The organism is Bradyrhizobium sp. FW305-F6 (genome assembly GCF_058782905.1).
Genome location: NZ_JBYSYD010000002.1, coordinates 1,163,569 through 1,182,879 on the forward strand (window position 1 = coordinate 1,163,569; position 19,311 = coordinate 1,182,879).

Here is a 19,311-nt window from a genome sequence, read left to right on the forward strand (position 1 = left end):
CCTCATCGGTTGATCGGACCGGGAATGTATCGCCGCAATCGGCAAAGTCGATAGCCCAACCTCTATCGAGCGATCACGAATTCAGATCGGCCTTCATCAGCGCGCGGATCGACTTCGGAATCGGCTGGGCCCGGCCGCCGCTAATAAAGGCAACGCGGACCTCGGCCTTCACCAGCACGTCGTCGCCGCGCCTCACCTCCTGCGCCAGCATGATGGACGCCCCCTTCACCGCGACCGGCCAGGTCACGATGTCGAGCACGTCGTCCATCCGCGCGGGCTTGAGGAAATCCAGATGCATCGAGCGCACCACGAAGGCGAAGCCTGTGCCCTCCGTCTCGGTCTGCTCGAACAGCGCCTGCTGTTCGGCGCCCATCAGCCGGAGATGATTGGTGCGGCCGCGCTCCATGTAGCGCAGGTAGTTGGCGTGATAGACGATCCCCGAAAAATCGGTGTCCTCGTAGTAGACGCGGACCTGCATGTGGTGGCGGCCGTCGCGGATCTCGCCGTCGAGATGGGCAGTCACGTCACGAGCCTCTTCGCTTGTCGCTGTGGCTCCGTTTTGCGCAAAAACCGCGGTCCGCGCAAGCCAGTCAGGACACAACCGGCGCGGCCCGCCCCAGCGTCACCTCGACGATCTCCGGCGGCACGCCGACGCGGAGCGGCATGATGCTGCAGCCGAGGCCGCCGGAGATGATGACGTCGCATTTCAGCCTGACGTGACCATAGGCGAGGCGGATGCCATGCTGCGGCGGCACCGCGGGCGACCAGCCGAGCAGGCGGACCTGGCCGCCATGGGTGTGGCCGGACAGTTGCAGCGCCACACGCGCCGGCACGCGCGGCGCGATGTTGGGCTCATGGGCGAGCAGGATGATGGGCGCATCGTCCGTGACCTTGGCAAGTGTCGCGTCGAGATCGTCGGCACCGAAGCGCGTCATACTGCGAAACCGGCGTGCCGGAAGGAAGGCGAGCTGATCGCCAAGTCCGGCGAGCCAGAACGGACGGCCGTCCTTGGTGAGGCGCACGGCATCGTTCTCGTAGACGGGGATGCCGGCCGTTTCCATCGCGCGGTGCGCGACGGTCACGCCCTGCCCGGCCCGCTGCACCGTCCTGTCATCCCAATAATCGTGATTGCCCATGACGGCATGGACCCCGAGCGGCGCCTTGAGGCCGGCCAGCACGCGCGCCCATTCGGTGCAGGGAATGATGCGCGTGACCTGATGCAGGCCGGCGACATAATCGCCGAGCAGCACGATGAGGTCGGCGTTCAGGGCGTTGGTACGGTCGACGATGGCCGCGACCCGGTCCAGCGGCATCCAGGGATCGCAGGCGTGGAGGTCGGCGATGACGGCGATCTTCAGCGGAAGATCGGCCGGCCACTGCCGCGGCACCGGATGATAACGGGTGACGCGAAGCCGCAGCATCGGCTCGACCCCGACGCCGTAGGCTGCGGTCGAGACACCGAGCGCGGACAGGCCGCCGACGGAACGGAAGAAATGACGGCGCGTGATCATGGAAGCCCGATGTTCATACAGCCTTCTGATGCGGCCCGATTGGAGCGGAATTGGGGTGCGCTGGTGCAGGCCGTCTGCATCTGCGTGCAGAGGCCTGCACAAACATTACCAGCGGCTTTCGCCAATCAACGCATCCAGCCGCGTCTTCAATTCGTCCGGGGCGCGGTAATACCAGACGCCGCCGAGCAGATCGCGAAAACGTTCATTGACACGCGCCTCGCGCTCGATGCGGTCGATCGTCCCGGCGCTGATCACATCTTCGAGGGGACCGGCGGCCAGCAGCGACAACAATACCGGATTGGCCTCGATCTTCAGAATCTCCAGGATCAGGTCGATCATCCCATCGGGATCGTCCTCGCGCAGGTCGCGCTCGAAATCCATGATCGCGAAGAAGTTGTCGTCCTGATCGCGATCGGACCTGGAATATTGCTCGACCCAGGCGCGGGCGAGCGCAGCGGTCGACATGTTGGCGCAATCGAGCGGCTCGCGCGGCGTGCGCTGGGCCAGATGGTCGACCTGCCAGGCCTTGCTGTCGGCGCATGCGGCAAGGCGCGACATCAAGGGATCGTGGGGATCGACATGCACGCCGCCGAGCAGCCAACGCAGCCGATCATTGCGCGCCGCCTCCTGTTCGATGCGCCCGATCACCTCCTCGCCATGCGCGTAGAGCAGCGACAGCAGGAACTTGTCGTTGAGCTGCATCACGGTCGGCTTGTCGGCCTCGGTCCTGAGCACCTCCAGCACGAGATCGAGCGCGGCTTGCGGCCGGCGGTGCGGCAGATGATCGAAATAAAGCTTCAGGGCCCAGACACTGCCGACCTGGTCGCGCCGGCTGACGCGCTGAAGCACGCACCACATCGCTGCCAGCTCGCTGATCGGCATCGGGTCCAGGAACGCCTCGGTCTCATCAGGCGTCCGCAGTTGCGGCGCGGCGGCGATGACCTCGAGCAGCCCGGTGTCGTCCGTCGGCCCCATTTCTTCCAGCTCCAATCCGTATTCGTAGACGGCGATGCTGCTCGCCGCACGTTCGGATTAGTGATGGGATCGAAGCGGTCGGTTCACCGCTGGCGGCAGTCAGTCGTCCTCGGACGGCTCGGCACCGAACAAGCCGAACTGGGCCGGATCGCGGTTCGGTTCGGCGAGGCCGAGATGGCGGAAGGCGTGCGACGTCAGCAGCCGGCCGCGCGGAGTGCGCTGCAGATAGCCGCACTGGATCAGATAGGGCTCGATGATGTCCTCGATCGCATCGCGCGGCTCCGACAAGGCCGCGGCCATGGTCTCGACGCCGACCGGGCCGCCGCCATAGTTGAGCGCGATGGTCGAGAGATAGCGTCTATCCATTGCGTCGAGGCCGGCCGCATCGACTTCGAGCGCGCTCAGCGCGTGGTCGGCTATCTTGCGGTCGATCTTGTCGGCGTCGGCCGCCGAAGCGAAATCGCGCACGCGGCGGAGCAGGCGGCCGGCGATGCGCGGCGTGCCGCGGGCGCGGCGCGCAATCTCGTTGGCGCCATCAGCGCTCATGCCGACATTGAGCACGCGCGCACCGCGGCTGACGATGCTCTCCAACTCCTCGATCGTGTAGAAATTCAGCCGCACCGGAATGCCGAAGCGGTCGCGCAACGGATTGGTGAGAAGGCCCGCGCGCGTGGTGGCGCCGACGAGCGTGAATTTCGACAGCTCGATCTTTACCGAGCGCGCCGCCGGGCCCTCGCCGATGATGAGGTCGAGCTGGAAGTCCTCCATCGCGGGATAGAGCACTTCTTCGACCGCGGGGCTGAGGCGATGGATCTCGTCGATGAAGAGGACGTCGCGCTCTTCGAGATTGGTGAGGAGCGCTGCGAGATCGCCGGCCTTGGCGATGACAGGGCCCGAGGTGGCGCGGAAGCCGACGCCGAGCTCCTTCGCCACGATCTGCGCCAGCGTGGTCTTGCCGAGGCCGGGGGGACCGACGAACAGCACATGGTCCAGCGCCTCGCCGCGCTTGCGCGCCGCCTCGATGAAGATCGAGAGGTTCTTGCGCGCCTGCGCCTGGCCGACGAAGTCGGACAGCGATTGCGGCCGCAGCGCGGTGTCGCCGACGTCGTCGCTGCGGCGCTCGGGCGAGACCATGCGGCTGGCCTTGGGATCGCTCACTTCGCGAGCTCCTTTAGACCGAGCCGGATGAGCTGCGCCGTCTCGGCGCCCTCACCTGCGCTACGCGAGGCCGATGCGATCGCGGCGGCGGCTTGCGGTTGGCCGTAGCCGAGATTGACCAGCGCGGAGATCGCATCGGCAACTGGCCGCGGCGCGCGCTGCTCGTCGACGGCGCCGGCGAGATGCACGACGGCGGGATCGACGTTAGCAAAGGTCGGCGCCTTGTCCTTCAACTCGGTGACGATGCGCTCGGCGACCTTGGGGCCGACGCCGGGCGTCCGCGCCACCGCAGCCTTGTCGCGCAACGCAATGGCATTGGCGAGATCGGCCGGCGCGAGCGTGCCGAGCACGGCGAGCGCGACCTTGGCGCCAACGCCCTGCACGGTCTGGAGCAGGCGAAACCATTCGCGCTCCTGATCGGTGCGAAAGCCGAACAGTTTTATCTGGTCCTCGCGGACATAGGTCTCGATCGACAGCACGGCGGCTTCGCCGGGCGAGGGCAGATGCTGCAGGGTGCGCGAGGAGCAATGCACCTGGTAGCCGACCCCGCCGACGTCGAGGATGACGAAATCCTCGCCGTAGGAATCGATCAGGCCCTTGAGCTTGCCGATCATAGCAAGACCTCAGTCGCGGCAGAGACTTCTCCATCGTCATGGCCGGGCTTGACCCGGCCATCCACGCCTTCGACGCCGACAAGAAAGAACGTAGATGCCCGGGACAAGCCCGGGCATGACGGCGAGGACGCGTGACGATCAATCATATTCCCACCACCTTCAGCCGCAGCGCGGTGCTCTGGCGATGATGGGCGTGGGTGATGGCGATGGCGAGCGCATCGGCGGCGTCCGCGGACGGGGGCTCGGCCTTGGGCAGCAGGATCTTCAGCATCATCGCGATCTGTTGCTTGTCGGCGTGACCGGCGCCGACCACCGTCTTCTTGACCTGGTTCGGCGCGTATTCGGCGACAGAGATGCCGAACATTGCGGGCGCCAGCATGGCGACGCCGCGGGCCTGTCCGAGTTTCAGCGTGGCAACGCCGTCTTTGTTGACGAAGGTCTGCTCGACCGCAGCTTCCATCGGCTGGTGGTTGGAAAGAACGGCCGCGAGCCCCTCATGGATCGCGAGCAGGCGGCTCGACAGCGGCAAATCGTCCGGCGGCTCCACCGAACCGCAGGCGACGTAGATCAGCCGGTTGCCCTCGGCCTCGATCACACCCCAGCCGGTGCGGCGCAGGCCGGGGTCGATGCCGATGATGCGAACGGGGCCACGAATCGGGAGAGCAGTCATGGGCCAGTGATAGCGGCTGGCCGGACTGAGGGAAACAGAAACAGAACGGAAGTAACAGGGGAAGTGGGCGGGCGCTGCTCGCAACAAAGGCACGCCGTCATACCCCGCGAATGCGGGGTATCCAGTACGCCGCGGCTTGTCCGCATCCCTCTGACGTCTCTGGAATACTGGGTCGCCCGGTCAAGCCGGGCGACGACAGCAGAATGCGGGGCTACCGGCGTCAGCCGCCCATCTTCGCCATCAGCGCGTCCGATATCTCGAAATTGGCGTAGACCTGCTGCACGTCGTCATGCTCGTTGAGCAAATCCATCAGCTTGAGAAGCTTCTCGCCGGTCTCGTCGTCGACAGCGACCGTGTTTTGCGGCTTCCAGATCAGCGCGGCCTTGCGCGGCTCACCGAACTTGGCCTCCAGCGCCTTGGCGACGTCGCGATAGCTTTCGGTCGAGGCGTAGATCTCGTGGCCGCTCTCGCCGGACACCACGTCGTCGGCGCCGGCCTCGATCGCCGCATCCAGCACGGCATCGTCGGAGGCGACGCTGCGGTCGTATTCGATGACGCCCGTGCGGTCGAACATGAAGGAGACCGAGCCGGTTTCGCCGAGATTGCCGCCGGACTTGGTGAAGAAGGAACGGATGTCGGACGCGGCGCGGTTGCGGTTGTCGGTCAGCGCCTCGACGATGACGGCGACGCCGCCGGGGCCGTAGCCCTCGTAGCGGATCTCGTCATAATTCTCGCCGTCGCTGCCGAGCGCCTTCTTGATGGCGCGCTCGATATTGTCCTTCGGCATGTTCTCCTGCCGCGCGGCGATCACGGCGGCGCGCAGGCGCGGGTTCATGGTGGGGTCGGGCGTGCCGAGCTTGGCGGCGACGGTGATTTCCCGCGCCAGCTTGCCGAACAGTTTCGACTTCTGGGCATCCTGCCGCCCCTTGCGGTGCATGATGTTCTTGAATTGGGAATGTCCGGCCATGCGTGGTCTCTTGGTGTTCTCAGGGAATCGTCCGCCAGCGAGAATGGGAGCGCGGCGTTATAGGCTGCCAACCCCGGGGAATGAAAGGGCCTGTCTCATACTTTAGGGTAACCACGTAGGGCTCCCTGCCCAGAAGTGAGGCTCCGTTAACCCTGACTTCATTCCGACTTGCGAAAATAGCCTCAATCCGATCCCCGACAAGAGTGACCTGATGGCCTTCGCAATGTTTTGGAAGCGTCTGCCGGATACGGCCGCGCCGGTGGTACCCCCCCCGGCTGCGCAGGCACCGGTCGATCCCGCCCCTGCCCCGGCTGCCGAGGGCGACTCTGCCCGGGAAATCCTGGAACTGCTGGAACTCGAACTCGGCGCCATGATCCGGCAGCTGGAACGCGCCGCAAATTCGGTGGCCGGCGGTGCCGAGGCGACCGCGGCGACGCTTGCCGCCATCCGCGACCGCACCGACGCCCTGACCGGCCGGACCAACGCGGCGCAATCGACCGCCTCCACCTTTGCCCATGCCGCCGACAAGTTCACCCAGTCCGCGCATGGCATCGGGGCGCAAGTGCGGGAAGCCGGCAAGCTCGCCGACGAAGCCAGCGCCGCTGCGCGCGAAGCCCGCGCCAATGTCGACCGCCTGCGCGAGTCGTCGGCGGCCATCGGCAATGTCGTCAATCTGATCGCGCAGATCGCGCGGCAGACCACGCTGCTCGCGCTCAACTCGACCATCGAGGCCGCGCGCGCCGGCGCTGCAGGAAGGGGCTTTGCGGTCGTCGCCACCGAGGTCAAGGCGCTCGCGGTGCAGACCCAGAGCGCGACCGAAGAGATCACGAAGAAGATCGACGCGCTGCAGCGCGACGCCGCCGGCTCCGCCGACGCCGTGCATCGCATTTCGCAGGCGATCGAGGCGATCCGCCCGGTATTCGACACCGTCAACGGCGCGGTCGCCGAGCAGAACGCCACGACCAGCGAAGTCTCCGGCAATGCCGCCAGCGCCTCGGAGTTCATCGTCTCGGTCGGCGAGAGCGCGGCCGAGATCGACGCGGCGACCAAGGCGGCCGAAACCCATGGCGAGAGTGTCGCCAATGCCGGCCGGGCCGTCACCACGTTCGCCCGGAAGCTGAAATCGCGTTGCGCGGTACTGCTGCGCCAGAGCGAGCACGACGACCGCCGCAAGACCGAGCGGCTGCCCTGCCACCTCAAGTTCGAGACCGCGCGCGGCGTGATGCCGGTCTATGAGATCGCGATGGACGGCGTGCTGATCGGCGGCGCGGATGCCGGCCGGCTTGCACCACAGGCGACGATCGAGGGCAGCCTGGAGGACATCGGGGCCTGCCGCCTGCGCGTGGTCGAGCAATCCAAGGCCGGCGCTCGTACGCAATTCGTTGGTGCCACCGCCGCGCTCAACGAAAGGATCGAGGACAAGCTCTGGTCGATCCATGAGGAGAACACCGAGTCCGTCACCCGCGCCATGGAGGCGGGCACTGCGCTGACGAAGATCTTCGAGCAGGCGGTCGCGCGCGGCGAGGTCAAGCTGGAGGATCTGTTCGACACGGACTATGTGGAAATTGCCGGAACCGATCCGCAGCAATATCGCACGAAGTATCTGGACTGGGCCGACCGCGCGCTGCCGCCGTTCCAGGAAGCCTTCCTGGCCAAGGACAAACGCCTGGCGTTCTGCGCCATGGTCGACCGCAACGGCTTCCTGCCGGTTCACAACAAGATCTATTCGCATCCGCAGCGGCCGGGCGACGTCGCCTGGAACACAGCCAACAGCCGCAACCGGCGCATCTTCAACGATCCGGCGGGGCTGGCTGCCGCCCGCAACCTGCGCTCGTACCTGGTCCAGAGCTATGCGCGCGACATGGGCAACGGCAACACCGTGATGATGCGCGAGATCGACGTCCCGATCCGCGTGCAGGGCCGGCACTGGGGCGGATTCCGCACCGCCTACAAACTGTAGTGCACGCTCAGGCAAGACGGCGGCGGCGAATCATCCTCTAAGTCGCAAATGGAATGCGAATGCCGCGGGGGGCCGGCGAACGGCTCTGACGGGAGGAAGCCCAAGACATGTCCGCCGCACAGCTTGCAGTATTGGACACCGCATCGAGCAGGACGCTCGCCGAACGGCTGATCGACCAGCTCGCCGACCGCATCGGCGGCCTCGGCGTCGAGCTCGCCGACATCGCCGGCAACGTCCAGGACGTCGCGAACCGCGTCGCGAGCCAGTCGGAACGATTCCACCACCTCCAGAAGACGGCCGAGACGATGGTCTCGGCCAACCACGACATCGCCAACGCCTCGCAAGCGGTGCAGACGACCACGTCCGCCGCGGTCGGCGAGATCGCGCAGTCACGCAGCGCCGTCGATACCGCGGTCAGCCACATCTCCGAGCTCGTCGCCGCCGTGGAGCGGATCGAGGCGCGCCTGTCCGCCGTCGGCTCGGCGCTGGCACAGGTGGCGAGGGTCTCCGGCTCGATCGAAGCGATCGCCAAACAGACCAATCTGCTCGCGCTGAACGCCACCATCGAAGCCGCGCGCGCCGGCAATGCCGGCCGCGGCTTCGCCGTGGTCGCGAGCGAAGTGAAGAACCTCGCCGAAGCCACCCGCCAGGCCACGCACGAGATCTCAGACACCGTGCGGGATCTCGACGGCCAAATCGAAGGCCTGATCGGCGAGAGCAGCGATGCCTCGCAGCGCGCCAAGACCGCCGGCGAAGGCGCGCAAGCGATCTCCGGCATCATCTCGCGCGTCCAGCGGGGCTTTGCCTCCGTCGAAGCGGAGATCGACGGCGTCGCCCGCGCGGCCACCTCCAATCTCGGCCACTGCGACACCGTGATCAGCGAGCTCAACGAACTCGCCAAGGGCGTCGACCTCTCCTCGCGCGATCTCCGAAGCGCCGACGAGCGGGTAGCGAAGCTGCTCGACGCTTCCGAAGGCCTGATCGCGCTGATCGCCGACAGCGGCGTGGAGACGTCAGACACGCCGCTGATCCGGATCGTCGTCGACACCGCGAAGCGGATCTCGACGGAGTTCGAGGCTGCGATCGACCGCGGCGAGATCACGCTCGACCAGCTCATGGACGAGACCTACCGCGAGATTCCCGGCACCGATCCGAAACAGCACCTCACTGGCTACGTCGAGTTCACCGACCGCGTGCTGCCCCCGATCCAGGATCCGATCCAGACATCGGATCCGCGCATCGTCTACTGCGTCGCCTGGGCGAAGAGCGGCTATCTGCCGACACACAACCCGAACTACCGCCTGCCGCAGGGCAAGGACCCCGTCTGGAACAACGCCAATTGCCGCAACCGCCGCCTGTTCACCGACCGCACCGTGAAGAAGGTCGCCGGCAGCACCAGGCCGTTCCTGCTCCAGACCTACCGCCGCGACATGGGCGGCGGCCAGTTCGTGCTGATGAAGGACCTGTCCTCGCCGATCATGATCCGCGGCAGGCACTGGGGCGCCTTCCGGATGGGCTTTCGGCAGGGCTGACGAGGCGCGAGGGCGTCGCTGAAACAAAAGCTCGAAAACAACCCCATGCACAGTAGCCGGGCTGCGCGGAATCAATGGCTTAGGCAGGAAGGCGCCGGTGCTTTGACTCGTCGGGCAAAACAGGGGTAGAATGCTATTATTCCGAAGTGTGGCGTACGGTTCTCTCCGCCGCCTGCCGAGCCCCACAAGCCGCCCGCACTGGTGCAGCGGCCGACGTTACCGTAGAAGCGCCGCCGCGCATTCGCGCGAACCCGAACACAACAAGCTGGTTTTTCGATGTCCCGTCCACCCGCCCAAATCGGCGCGCCGTTTTCCGAGATCGATACGCCGGCGCTGATCATCGACCTCGACGCCTTCGAGCGCAATCTCGACACGATGGCGGCGGCGGTAAGCAAGCTCGGCGTTCGCTTGCGTCCGCATGCGAAGACCCACAAATCGCCGATCATTGCGGCCAAGCAGATCGCGCGCGGCGCGGTCGGCATGTGCTGCCAGAAGGTCGCCGAGGCCGAGATCCTGGTTGCCGGCGGCGTGGGTGACGTGCTCGTCAGCAACGAGGTGGTAGGCCTGCCGAAGCTGGAACGGCTCGCAGGACTCGCGCGCCACGCACGCATTAGCGTTTGCGTGGACGATGCGATCATGGTCGAGCAACTGTCGCACGCCGCGGAGCAGGCAGGATCGCAAATCGAAGTCCTGGTCGAGATCGACGTCGGCGCCGGTCGCTGCGGCGTCAGGCCGGGGCCGGCGGCGGCCACCCTGGCGCGGCAGGTGGCGGCGTCGCGCTTCCTGTCGTTCGGCGGCTTGCAGGCCTATCACGGCTCGGCCCAGCATCTGCGCACGCCGGAGGAGCGGCGCGCGGCCATCACCGGTGCCGCGAACGCGACCAGGGAGACACTGCGCGCCCTCAACGACGCGGGCCTTCAATGCCGAACGATCGGAGGCGCGGGCACGGGGACGTTCGAGATCGAAGGCGCGAGTGGCATCTGGAACGAATTGCAAGCGGGCTCCTATATTTTCATGGACGCCGACTACGCCAAGAACCTCGCCGACGGGGCACGCAACGCCAACCCGTTCGAGCATGCGCTGTTCGTGCTCGCGACCGTGATGAGCACCGCCTCCGGCGAACGCGCGGTCATCGATGCCGGCCACAAGGCCCTGTCGAACGACAGCGGATTTCCGGTCGTGCTTGGCCGGCCCGACCTGCGCTATCATCGGCCCTCGGACGAGCATGGCGTGCTCGACTTCGGCAGCGCATCGTCGCGGCTCGCGCTTGGCGACAAGGTGACGCTGATCCCCGGCCATTGCGACCCGACCGTCAATCTCTACGACTGGTATGTCGGCGTGCGCGGCTTCAACACGCCGGATGCCCGCGTGGAGGCACTCTGGCCAGTCGCGGCGCGGGGCGCGGTCACCTGAGATTGACACGTGATTGCGCGCGACGAGCTCCGCCGCCGCCACGGACAAGCAAAGTGCAGATCCGAGACCCATACGCCACAGCATCGGTTGGCGAAAACGCGGAGTGACGAGCTTTGCGAAGCAACTACGCGCTTGGGATCATGGGTTCTGGCCCCTCGTTCGCAATTGCGGGCCAAGGCGCACACTCATAGTTGGAGACTGCCCGTTTTCAAGGGACGAGCAGACGTGGCCTGCCCGGCTGGGAACGTCTGCAAACGATCCTGCCCGGACATTATGCAGCGAGTGACATCTCGACTATCGAGGCCTGCATTGCTCGCGGAATTGCCCGGGCGTCAGGCCTGCAACCCTGCGGAATGCACGGGAAAAATGGGCGGGATCTCCGTAGCCCGAGGCAAACGCAATCTCGATGATCTTTGAATCCGTATCTCGCAAAAGCTTTCTTGCATTCTCAAATCTCACTGTATCCAGCAGCCCCGAATATGTCATGCCTGCGCGAGAAAGCTTGCGTTGAAGACTGCGTGCGCTGACCCCCGCCATCTCCGCGACTTCCGCCAGCGCCGGAGGCCGCTCGTCAATGTAGGATGGAAGCATCAGCTTAAGTGCGTGGATGAAGTCAAAGTTCGAACGTTCGACAAGATCGCTCTTTGGATGTGAAGGAGCTCGATCCGATCTGTTAGGAAGGCCCAGGAGTGAAGCAGGTATGTCGATCCACGAAGCATCTTGACCAGACAGGAATTGGGACGTCGGCCAGAAAGACCGACATGCCAGACCCGGCGTGTACCGCGCCTCAAAAGCGATAGTTGCCGGAGCCCAGTCCGGTCCGGCGAATTGCCGGACGATGTAAATCGGGAAAACGTTCTGAAGCCACTGAGAATGCTCGAGATGCTGAAGTCCGGCAGTGCCGGCCAGCTTGCTGCAGTAGCGAACATGGTCGCCGTGGCGCTCTACCCAGTTGCTCAAGTTCGAATCTTCGAGCGAAGCCAATCTACAAGCCTCGTGCAGCGCAACGAGCAAAGTCGGAGAATGACTGATTAGATACCGGGTCTTCTCGCTAAGGTGCCCGAAATGGAGCGACTTAGCAGCATGGAATCCGAAATCTTCAATACCTTGCGACCGGCTGGCAAACTCCGCAAATTCGATCGCAGGCAAAATCGGCACGTAATGATCGGCCTTTTCCTGCAGAGAAGCGGGCAACCGATATTTTTCCAGTAACGAACCGGTTGGCGCACCGAGATTATCCAAAATGTCAGTGAATGGACTGAGGTGCTGACAACGCGTCAAATGAATCTTTGGCATTGGTGCGTCTCGATCACTTAATTCAGCGCACGAGCGGCGTCGCAGGACGACAACTCCCTAAACAGGGAGCGCCGACGCCTGTCACACGCTTAGATTATCAGGACTGCATGGCTCTTTGCGTGCTTTTTGTCGCCTGGCTATGCCTCCAGAGCATCGCAGTCTCAGTTCATTCCATTCGACGAACATTTTGGCGCCCAATGGCCAGATGCGCCTCTCAGCTTCCCTAATCCTATGAATCGATTTTCCGCTGTAGGAGCATAGGCTTCAGGCCTGACGTCAAACGATGAGAGCCGTCCGCTTGCCTTCATCCACGGCGGTCCGCACCGCCATCGTTGCATCGCTGCGGCACGGTGACGCAACCCTCAATAGCACAGCGCATGCGCTCAGAATTAGCGGGCGCACATTGCAGCGTCATCTCGAACGCATGGGCACGAGCCACAGCAAGATGCTCGACGAAGTCCGACTTGAGATTGCCTGCCGTCTGCTGGCGGATACGAGTAAGCGCTTGTCGGATGTTGCAGAATCTCTTGGATACAAGAACGCGAGCAGCTTCAGCCGCGCTTTCGTGCGTTTGATGAAAATTCAACCGATCGTTTATCGGCGGCAGCAACGTGGCCGCAGGCATGATCGGTCGCTCGTCCGCCCGCGTTCTCGCCCCACCAACCCGCTGAATGATTCCTGACGATTGGCGCGAAATGGCAAGACGCGCCGCGTGATCTGGCGCGAAATGCAGAGATGCCGCCGGCACTAGCGACGCATTTATCGCTTCCCAGGCGTGCTGCTCGAGGAAAAACAGCCAGCCTGCAAAGGAGAGACCATCATGACAATCCGCCTTGCCTTGATCGCGGTCTGCGCCGTTGGTTTAGTGGCAATTCCGCACAAGCTTCTTGCTCAATCTCCGGCCGAACCCAAGCCGCACATTCCGCTTGAGAAATCAATCGGCCAGGCCAAGCCGGAAGTGGTCCCATCGCTTTTCGTCCTCAACTCGCGCGGCGTGAGCCTGAAAGAGGGTAAGCTGGTGCTGAGTGCGATTTCTCCGAATGCGATCGTGTTTGCCGACCGGCCGGTTCGTGCCGCCGGGCATGATCTGACCTCCCGGATTGTCGAGGACTGGGGCAATGGCAGCGACAACTTCGCTAAGGACCCGCCCAACGCCACGGTGTCAGGATTCAAGAAAGACGGATCGTCGGTGTTGGATGCTGTCGTCGTGTTGAAATCCCCCAAGCTTGAAGGTGATAAGCTGACCTTCGACGTCGATATCCTCGAAGGTGATCTCGCCGGGGCGGACGGGCCGGCATCTGTCTTTATCGACATCATTGGCCGTCCGTTGACGCCGTTGTCTTTCGCCGGCGTCGCTCGCCGCACCGCCTGGCGCGGAGCGTTCTACCGCGGCGCTGCCGTGGCAGGAGCCGCTGCTGTGGCCGGGGCTGCGGCGTATCCCTATTACTCACCGCGCTGCGGCTACTACCCCTATCCGCCCTGCTATTGAGCCGTTCGCCCGAGTGGCTCCGTTACAAAGGCGTGAACTGCGAATCCACTTGACTGGTTTTCTATAGGAAGGAGATTAGCGATGAACATCACCCGTCGATCCCTTGCATTTGGCGGAATGGGGCTGCTCGCGGGAGCCGCCGCCACACGACCGGCTCTTGCCCAGGATTCATTTTTCGGAGTGGGACAAGGCCTGGAGGATTTCTGGCTGGCCAGCGACGCCTACATCTTTGGCTACCCGCTGGTGACGATGGAGATGACCCGGCGGATCATCACGAATGTCGCCGAGCCCGTCGGCACGCGCGGTCCGATGGGACACATCATCAAGCTGCGCCAGTATCCCGATGCCTCCTTCAGGGATGTGACGGCGCCGAATGCCGACACCTTGTACACGACATCCTTCTTCGACGTCGGAAAGGAGCCGTGGATACTCAGCATTCCGGAGATGAAGGGCCGCTATTTCCTGATGCCGATGCTGGACGGCTGGACCACCGTGTTTCACGTGCCGGGCAAGCGCACCACCGGCACCGGGGCGCAGACCTACGCGATCACGGGGCCGGGTTGGAAGGGCACGCTGCCGGCGGGTGTCAAGGAGTACAAATCGGCCACCAATATCGTGTGGCTGCTCGGGCGCATCTATTGCACCGGCACGCCGGATGATTACGCCGCGGTGCACAAACTGCAAGACGAATGCAAGCTCGTTCCGCTCAGCGCTTATGGCAAAGCCTACACGCCCGCCCCCGGGAAGGTGGATCCAACGATCGATATGAAGACGGCGGTCCGCGAGCAGGTCAATCGCATGGACGCGGTGTCATATTTCAAGCTGCTTTGCGAGCTCATGAAGACTAATCCGCCCTACGCCGCGGACGCGCCTCAACTTGCGAAGTTTGCCCGCATCGGCATCGTCCCAGGGCAGGATTTTGATGAGAGTAAGCTGAAGGCAGACTTCCTGAGACGCCTGCCGGAGGTGTCGTTCGACCGGATCATGCTTCAGTTCAAAATCAACAAGGCCATCAAAGACGAGAATGGGTTCGCGTTCACGACCAAGACCGGCATCTACGGCACCGACTATTTGATGCGGGCTTTGGTAACCGCTATCGGACTTGGTGCCAACCGGCCGCAGGATGCTGTCTATCCGACCTCGCAAAAAGACGCCGACGGTCACAAGTACAGCGGCGCGAACAAGTACGTGATGCGATTTCCGAAAGGTCACTTGCCCCCAGCGGAGGGATTCTGGTCGCTTACGATGTACGACAGCAACTATTTCTTCGTGAAGAACCCGCTCAACAGGTACTCCGTCAGCGCTCGAGAAGACTTGAAGGAGAATCCGGACGGATCAACTGATCTGTACATCCAGAAGGACTCTCCTGGCAAAGAGAAGGAGTCGAACTGGCTACCAGCGCCTGAAGGAGATTTCATCCTCATGTTGCGTATGTACTGGCCCCAGGAGACGGACCCCTCGATCCTCAACGGCACATGGACGGTCCCGGCCGCCAGAAAAGTCGGAGCCTAGAGCAGGCAATCACGCCGGCGCGCAAGCGCCGGCATGATTGCTAGGTCGCTCGCAGATCCCCACAGCACGCTGTACTCGCTTTGGGGGTTCTGGGGCGAATGACACGGTATTCGCGACGCAGGAGGCCATGATGTCGGCACTTGACCTCGGAAAAGGAAAACAGCGCGTTGGACGGAGCGCGACAAAGCCGTCTCTCTCTTCTGCGTTCAGGAATGCAGCCATTGCCTCGGCAGTCGTGACGCTGTCGGTGCCTGCTGCCACCGCTTACGCCGACGAAGGTGGCGTTTCCTATTGGCTTCCTGGCCGCTTCAGCAGCCTTGCCGCCACCCCTCAAGCCCCCGGCTGGTCAATGGCAGCGGTCTACTACCACACCAGCGTAAGTGCATTCGGCACCGCGGCTGCCGCAAGGGAAATTCACGTCGGCAGAATTCCCGCAACAGTAAACGTTGATCTGAACTTGCGACTAAATGGGCGGGGAGATCTCGTCCTGCTCAATCCTACATACACATTCGCAACCCCCGTGCTGGGCGGGCAACTGGCCATCGGAGTGACAGGACTGTTCGGACGATCGAGCGCTGATCTCGCAGGAACGCTCACCGCAACTGTCGGCCCCCTGGCCGTGACGCGCACGGGCAGCTTCGGCGACTCGATCACGTCAGTCGGGGATATCTACCCGCAGGCGACGCTCAAGTGGAATGCAGGCGTCCATAACTTTATGACTTACGTAACTGGAGATGTTCCCATCGGCGCTTACAGTTCGTCCCGTCTCGCCAATCTCGGCATCGGGCATGGCGCCATCGACGGCGGCGCCGGCTACACCTACTTCAATCCGCAAACAGGCCGCGAGTTTTCGGTGGTGGCGGGCCTCACCTACAATTTCAAGAACCTGGATACGCAATACCAGAACGGCATCGACCTTCACGTTGACTGGGGAGTCTCGCAGTTTCTGTCGAAGCAAACTTTGGTCGGACTCGTGGGTTATGCCTATCAGCAGATAACTGATGACTTCGGCCAGCATCCCGCTCTAGGCGGCTTTCGGTCCCGAGTCTTCGCAGTAGGTCCGCAGATTGGCTTTCTATTTCCGGTAGGCGATATGCAGGGGTATTTGAATCTGAAGGGATATGGCGAGTTCGCTGCGGAGAATCGGCCGGCCGGCTGGAACACTTGGCTGACGTTCTCAATGTCGCCGATAGCGCCGACTAGAACTGTCGCATCAACCCGGCGGATCACAAAATAGCAGCGTGGCCGCTTAGCCGATCTTCGCCGACAAACCATAGGCCCGACATCTCACGTGAACATATCGAACTGAGCTTCCGGGGCAACACCGGGTGATTTGGCTTCGCACTTCAGCTCAACCAGAATTTCGGCGTCGCCGGCTCCAGCCTTCCGCCCATCCGCACCGGTGCGATGCGGAGCGCGAGTCCCGTCGCATCGTCCGTCTCCACCGCGACGCCGCTGAGCGTTGCCGCGCCCGCCGCCGGCTCGAAGCGCCCCGACGGAATGCCTGACGTGAACCTCCGCAGCGGTTCTTCCTTCTGCATGCCGATGATGGAATCGTAGTCGCCTGTCATGCCGGCGTCGGTCATGTAGGCGGTGCCGCCTGACAGGATCTGGTGATCGGCGGTCGGCACGTGGGTGTGGGTGCCGACGACGAGGCTGGCGCGGCCGTCGCAGAAGAAGCCGAGGCCCTGCTTCTCGCTCGACGCCTCGCAATGGACATCGACGACGATGGCATCGGCGGCGACGCCGAGCGGGCAGGCCCCGAGTTCGCGCTCCAGCGCGGCGAAGGGATCGTCGAACGGGGTCATGAAGACGCGGCCCAAAGCGTTGACGACGAGCGCGTGCTTGCCGTTCTTGGTCTCGACCAGGGCGGCACCGGGGCCGGGCGTGCCGCGGGGATAGTTCGCGGGGCGCACGAGGCGATCGGCGCGCTCGATGAACACCAGCGCCTCGCGTTGGTCCCAGGAATGGTTGCCGAGCGTCACCGCGTCGGCGCCGGCCTCGAGAAACTCCTGGTAGATCGCTTCCGTGATGCCGAAGCCGCCTGCGGAATTCTCGCCGTTGACCACGACGAGATCGAGCGACCAGTCCTTGACCAGGCCGGGCAGATATTCGGCGATCGCCTCGCGCCCGCTACGGCCGACCACATCACCCACGAACAGAATGCGCAACTTCAGAACTCCGGAAATCGAACACGTCCGATTCCGTTAGCACAAAATCCAGTGGCACGTCGTGGGCTAGTGCCGGAACCGCCTCGATCTCCTGCACCGCGAAAGCGAGCCCGACGCCGACGATCTGCTTGGTCTTGCGCAAATGCGCGAAGGTGAAATCGTAATGTCCGGCGCCATAACCGATGCGATGGCCGAGACGGTCGAAGGCGGCGAGCGGCGTCAGCATGATGTCGGGGATGACTTCGGCGGCAGCGGGCGACGGCTCGGGAATGCCGAGCGGACCGAGCATGAGACGATCGTTCGGATGGAAGAGACGGAAGATCAGCGACTGGCCGCGCGCGGTGATGCAAGGCAGCGCGAGCCTGGCCCCCACCTCCGCGAGCCTCGCGAGCAGCGGCATCGGATCGATCTCGCTGCGGATCGGCGAATAGCCGGAGACGATGCTGCCGGGCAGCAGCTCGAACGGCAGCCCGCGCTTGGCGAGCTTTGCGGCGGCGGCGCTGCGCTTTTTCTCGCTGAGCGCGTCGCGCTTGGCGAGCGCCTTGGCACGGAGTTCGGCTTTGGTGTTGGTCATGCGCGGTTGCTCCGAAGGCGGAGGCTTGCTCCGCCGCCATCACCCAGCGAATGCGGGTGATCCAGTATTCCAGAGACGCCAGTGCAAGAACCTCGACGCCACGGCGTACTGGATGCCCCGGTCAAGCCGCGGCATGACACGGAGATAGAACCGCAGCGTGTCGGGGACGCAATTCGACGGGCACGAAACAGACCGAATAAACAGTGCGAAGCCGCGGACGCCGTTGAAGCACTCGATCCCGGAGTTCCCTACGAAAGTAGGTGGGCACCATATGTCCGGGCCCACGGGCCCGGCCAGGGACAGTTCCCTAAAGGATCGATAAGGCCCCGGGGATATATGGCTCCTGACGCACGTCGCAGCCTCGCGGAGACAATGTAACAACGATACTGACGAATCGCCAGTGCGGCGCTGCGGCCCTTTCGCGCGTGTCTTACCCTCCCCTTGAGGGGGAGGGTCGGCTCACATGGAGCGCAGCGGAATGTGAGACGGGGTGGGGTGATCTCTCCCCACGGGCACTGTTCGTGTGGAGAGATCACCCCACCCCGCTCGCGCTGCGCGCGATCGACCCTCCCCCTCCAGGGGAGGGTAAGCGCGCAGCCCTGTCGAGCCCAACAATTTGGTCGATTCTTCCGAAGAGTCTCACCCAATCGCGATGCCATTGCCCACCGTCCGATTCAGGACCTGGGTCGACTTCTCGATGCGTTCGGCGGCGGCGTTGAGGGCGTTGACCACCGCGGTCTGCGTCATGCGGGCGCGCTCGACGGCGGCGTTGCGGAAATCGCGGAGTTCGGTCAGCTCCTGCTCCAGCGTGCGGACGCGGTTGGTGGTGTCGATCAATTCGTCGCACACGGTCAGCGCGGCCATCACCGTGAGACGCGCATCGCCGATCTCGCCGAATTTGCCGCGGAGCGACTGAATGCGCGTCTCCAGGGTTTCGGCGAGCTTGAGCAGCCGCACCTCCTGGCCCTCCTCGCAGGCCATGCGGTATTGCCGGCCATTGATGGTGACGTTGATGTGGCTCATCCGTCCTCTCCGGTATCGAGCACCGAGCGTATCGTGACGATGGCGGAATCCAGCCGGTCGGAGATCTCGCGATTGGTGCGCTCGAGCTTGCGCGCCTTCACCAGCGCGCCGTCGAGTTCGTCGGCAAGTCGCGAGCGATCCGCGCCGAGTGCCTGGATCCGCGCCGCAAGCTCGTTCTCGTCGCGATCGGCATCGCGGCGCCGCTCCACCGCACTTTCGAGCGCGTCGAGCGCCGCCGTGAGCCTGCGCGTCGCAATCTCGATCTCGACGGCGGACGTCTCCGTCATGGCGGAACTGTTGGATACGCGATCGGTCATGCAGTCAGCGGCGGAACCTGGCGGCCTTTGCCCAGTGGCCTTTCCCTGGAGCTCGCCGTCCGGCAAAAGACTCGGTTCGGCAAGCGGTTAGAAGCAGAAATTTACAAAGCAAGCTAGGGAAGCGCAACG

The 19,311-nt window shown here is 63.9% G+C and carries 19 protein-coding genes and 1 other RNA gene; 7 read left to right on the forward strand and 13 right to left on the reverse strand.

Features of this window, described 5'->3' with window-relative positions; genetic code table 11:
• Positions 1-73: 73 nt before the first annotated feature.
• The 7 genes from ybgC to AC3WLX_RS16855 all read right to left on the reverse strand — a co-directional run bounded on the left by ybgC (position 74) and on the right by AC3WLX_RS16855 (position 5,895).
• The gene (ybgC, locus tag AC3WLX_RS16825) at positions 74-523 is read right to left on the reverse strand and encodes a tol-pal system-associated acyl-CoA thioesterase (RefSeq protein WP_492336785.1); all 450 of its coding nucleotides are present in this window, start codon (positions 521-523) and stop codon (positions 74-76) included.
• A 67-nt stretch (positions 524-590) separates the two neighbouring features.
• On the reverse strand, positions 591-1,511 hold the full coding sequence (locus tag AC3WLX_RS16830; RefSeq protein WP_492336786.1) for a metallophosphoesterase: 921 nt from the start codon (positions 1,509-1,511) through the stop codon (positions 591-593).
• Positions 1,512-1,616: 105 nt separating this feature from the next.
• Entirely contained in the window at positions 1,617-2,486 is an 870-nt protein-coding gene (locus AC3WLX_RS16835; RefSeq protein ID WP_492336787.1) for a DUF6869 domain-containing protein, read from the reverse strand.
• A gap of 99 nt (positions 2,487-2,585) precedes the next feature.
• Entirely contained in the window at positions 2,586-3,620 is a 1,035-nt protein-coding gene (gene ruvB, locus AC3WLX_RS16840) for a Holliday junction branch migration DNA helicase RuvB (protein WP_492337310.1), read from the reverse strand.
• Between the two features lie 20 nt (positions 3,621-3,640).
• The gene (gene ruvA, locus AC3WLX_RS16845) at positions 3,641-4,258 is read right to left on the reverse strand and encodes a Holliday junction branch migration protein RuvA (protein ID WP_492336788.1); all 618 of its coding nucleotides are present in this window, start codon (positions 4,256-4,258) and stop codon (positions 3,641-3,643) included.
• Between the two features lie 142 nt (positions 4,259-4,400).
• Complete coding sequence (gene ruvC, locus AC3WLX_RS16850) at positions 4,401-4,928, reverse strand: crossover junction endodeoxyribonuclease RuvC (RefSeq protein WP_194389887.1); 528 nt, start codon at positions 4,926-4,928, stop codon at positions 4,401-4,403.
• Between the two features lie 220 nt (positions 4,929-5,148).
• Positions 5,149-5,895, reverse strand: a complete 747-nt coding sequence (locus AC3WLX_RS16855; protein ID WP_492336789.1) for a YebC/PmpR family DNA-binding transcriptional regulator — start codon at positions 5,893-5,895, stop codon at positions 5,149-5,151.
• Between the two features lie 211 nt (positions 5,896-6,106).
• Here AC3WLX_RS16855 and AC3WLX_RS16860 point away from each other — a divergent pair, with 211 nt between their 5' ends.
• From AC3WLX_RS16860 to AC3WLX_RS16870, 3 genes are all read left to right on the forward strand, one after another.
• A complete protein-coding gene (locus tag AC3WLX_RS16860) occupies positions 6,107-7,855 on the forward strand; it encodes a methyl-accepting chemotaxis protein (protein WP_492336790.1) in 1,749 nt (582 codons plus the stop codon).
• A 107-nt stretch (positions 7,856-7,962) separates the two neighbouring features.
• Positions 7,963-9,387, forward strand: coding sequence for a methyl-accepting chemotaxis protein (locus AC3WLX_RS16865; protein ID WP_492336791.1), 1,425 nt, complete (start codon positions 7,963-7,965; stop codon positions 9,385-9,387).
• Positions 9,388-9,663: 276 nt separating this feature from the next.
• Complete coding sequence (locus AC3WLX_RS16870; protein WP_492336792.1) at positions 9,664-10,800, forward strand: DSD1 family PLP-dependent enzyme; 1,137 nt, start codon at positions 9,664-9,666, stop codon at positions 10,798-10,800.
• A gap of 294 nt (positions 10,801-11,094) precedes the next feature.
• Here AC3WLX_RS16870 and AC3WLX_RS16875 read toward each other — a convergent pair whose 3' ends face one another.
• On the reverse strand, positions 11,095-12,096 hold the full coding sequence (locus AC3WLX_RS16875; protein WP_492336793.1) for a helix-turn-helix transcriptional regulator: 1,002 nt from the start codon (positions 12,094-12,096) through the stop codon (positions 11,095-11,097).
• Positions 12,097-12,394: 298 nt separating this feature from the next.
• On the opposite strand from AC3WLX_RS16875, the gene AC3WLX_RS16880 reads away from it, so the two are divergent.
• The 4 genes from AC3WLX_RS16880 (at position 12,395) to AC3WLX_RS16895 (ending at position 16,334) form a co-directional block, all read left to right on the forward strand.
• The gene (locus tag AC3WLX_RS16880) at positions 12,395-12,778 is read left to right on the forward strand and encodes a helix-turn-helix domain-containing protein (protein ID WP_492336794.1); all 384 of its coding nucleotides are present in this window, start codon (positions 12,395-12,397) and stop codon (positions 12,776-12,778) included.
• Positions 12,779-12,934: 156 nt separating this feature from the next.
• Positions 12,935-13,585: a hypothetical protein gene (locus AC3WLX_RS16885; RefSeq protein WP_492337311.1), complete on the forward strand. Its 651-nt coding sequence runs from the start codon at positions 12,935-12,937 to the stop codon at positions 13,583-13,585.
• 81 nt (positions 13,586-13,666) lie between these two features.
• Positions 13,667-15,097, forward strand: coding sequence for a DUF1254 domain-containing protein (locus AC3WLX_RS16890; protein WP_492336795.1), 1,431 nt, complete (start codon positions 13,667-13,669; stop codon positions 15,095-15,097).
• Positions 15,098-15,227: 130 nt separating this feature from the next.
• A complete protein-coding gene (locus AC3WLX_RS16895; RefSeq protein WP_492336796.1) occupies positions 15,228-16,334 on the forward strand; it encodes a SphA family protein in 1,107 nt (368 codons plus the stop codon).
• A gap of 109 nt (positions 16,335-16,443) precedes the next feature.
• Here the strand turns inward: AC3WLX_RS16895 and AC3WLX_RS16900 are convergent, their stop codons facing one another.
• The 5 genes from AC3WLX_RS16900 to AC3WLX_RS16920 all read right to left on the reverse strand — a co-directional run bounded on the left by AC3WLX_RS16900 (position 16,444) and on the right by AC3WLX_RS16920 (position 19,152).
• Positions 16,444-17,268 carry a TIGR00282 family metallophosphoesterase gene (locus tag AC3WLX_RS16900; RefSeq protein WP_492336797.1) on the reverse strand — a complete coding sequence of 275 codons (825 nt, stop codon included), beginning with the start codon at positions 17,266-17,268 and terminating at the stop codon, positions 16,444-16,446.
• On the reverse strand, positions 17,246-17,842 hold the full coding sequence (locus AC3WLX_RS16905; RefSeq protein ID WP_492336798.1) for a 5-formyltetrahydrofolate cyclo-ligase: 597 nt from the start codon (positions 17,840-17,842) through the stop codon (positions 17,246-17,248). Before AC3WLX_RS16905 ends, AC3WLX_RS16900 begins: the two co-directional genes overlap by 23 nt.
• Positions 17,843-18,046: 204 nt before the next feature.
• Positions 18,047-18,207, reverse strand: a non-coding RNA gene (ssrS, locus tag AC3WLX_RS16910) — 6S RNA.
• Positions 18,208-18,481: 274 nt separating this feature from the next.
• The gene (locus AC3WLX_RS16915) at positions 18,482-18,865 is read right to left on the reverse strand and encodes a cell division protein ZapA (protein ID WP_035998340.1); all 384 of its coding nucleotides are present in this window, start codon (positions 18,863-18,865) and stop codon (positions 18,482-18,484) included.
• Positions 18,862-19,152, reverse strand: coding sequence for a DUF4164 domain-containing protein (locus tag AC3WLX_RS16920; RefSeq protein ID WP_291619837.1), 291 nt, complete (start codon positions 19,150-19,152; stop codon positions 18,862-18,864). The genes AC3WLX_RS16915 and AC3WLX_RS16920 overlap by 4 nt, the downstream gene beginning before the upstream one ends.
• Between the last annotated feature and the right edge of the window lie 159 nt (positions 19,153-19,311).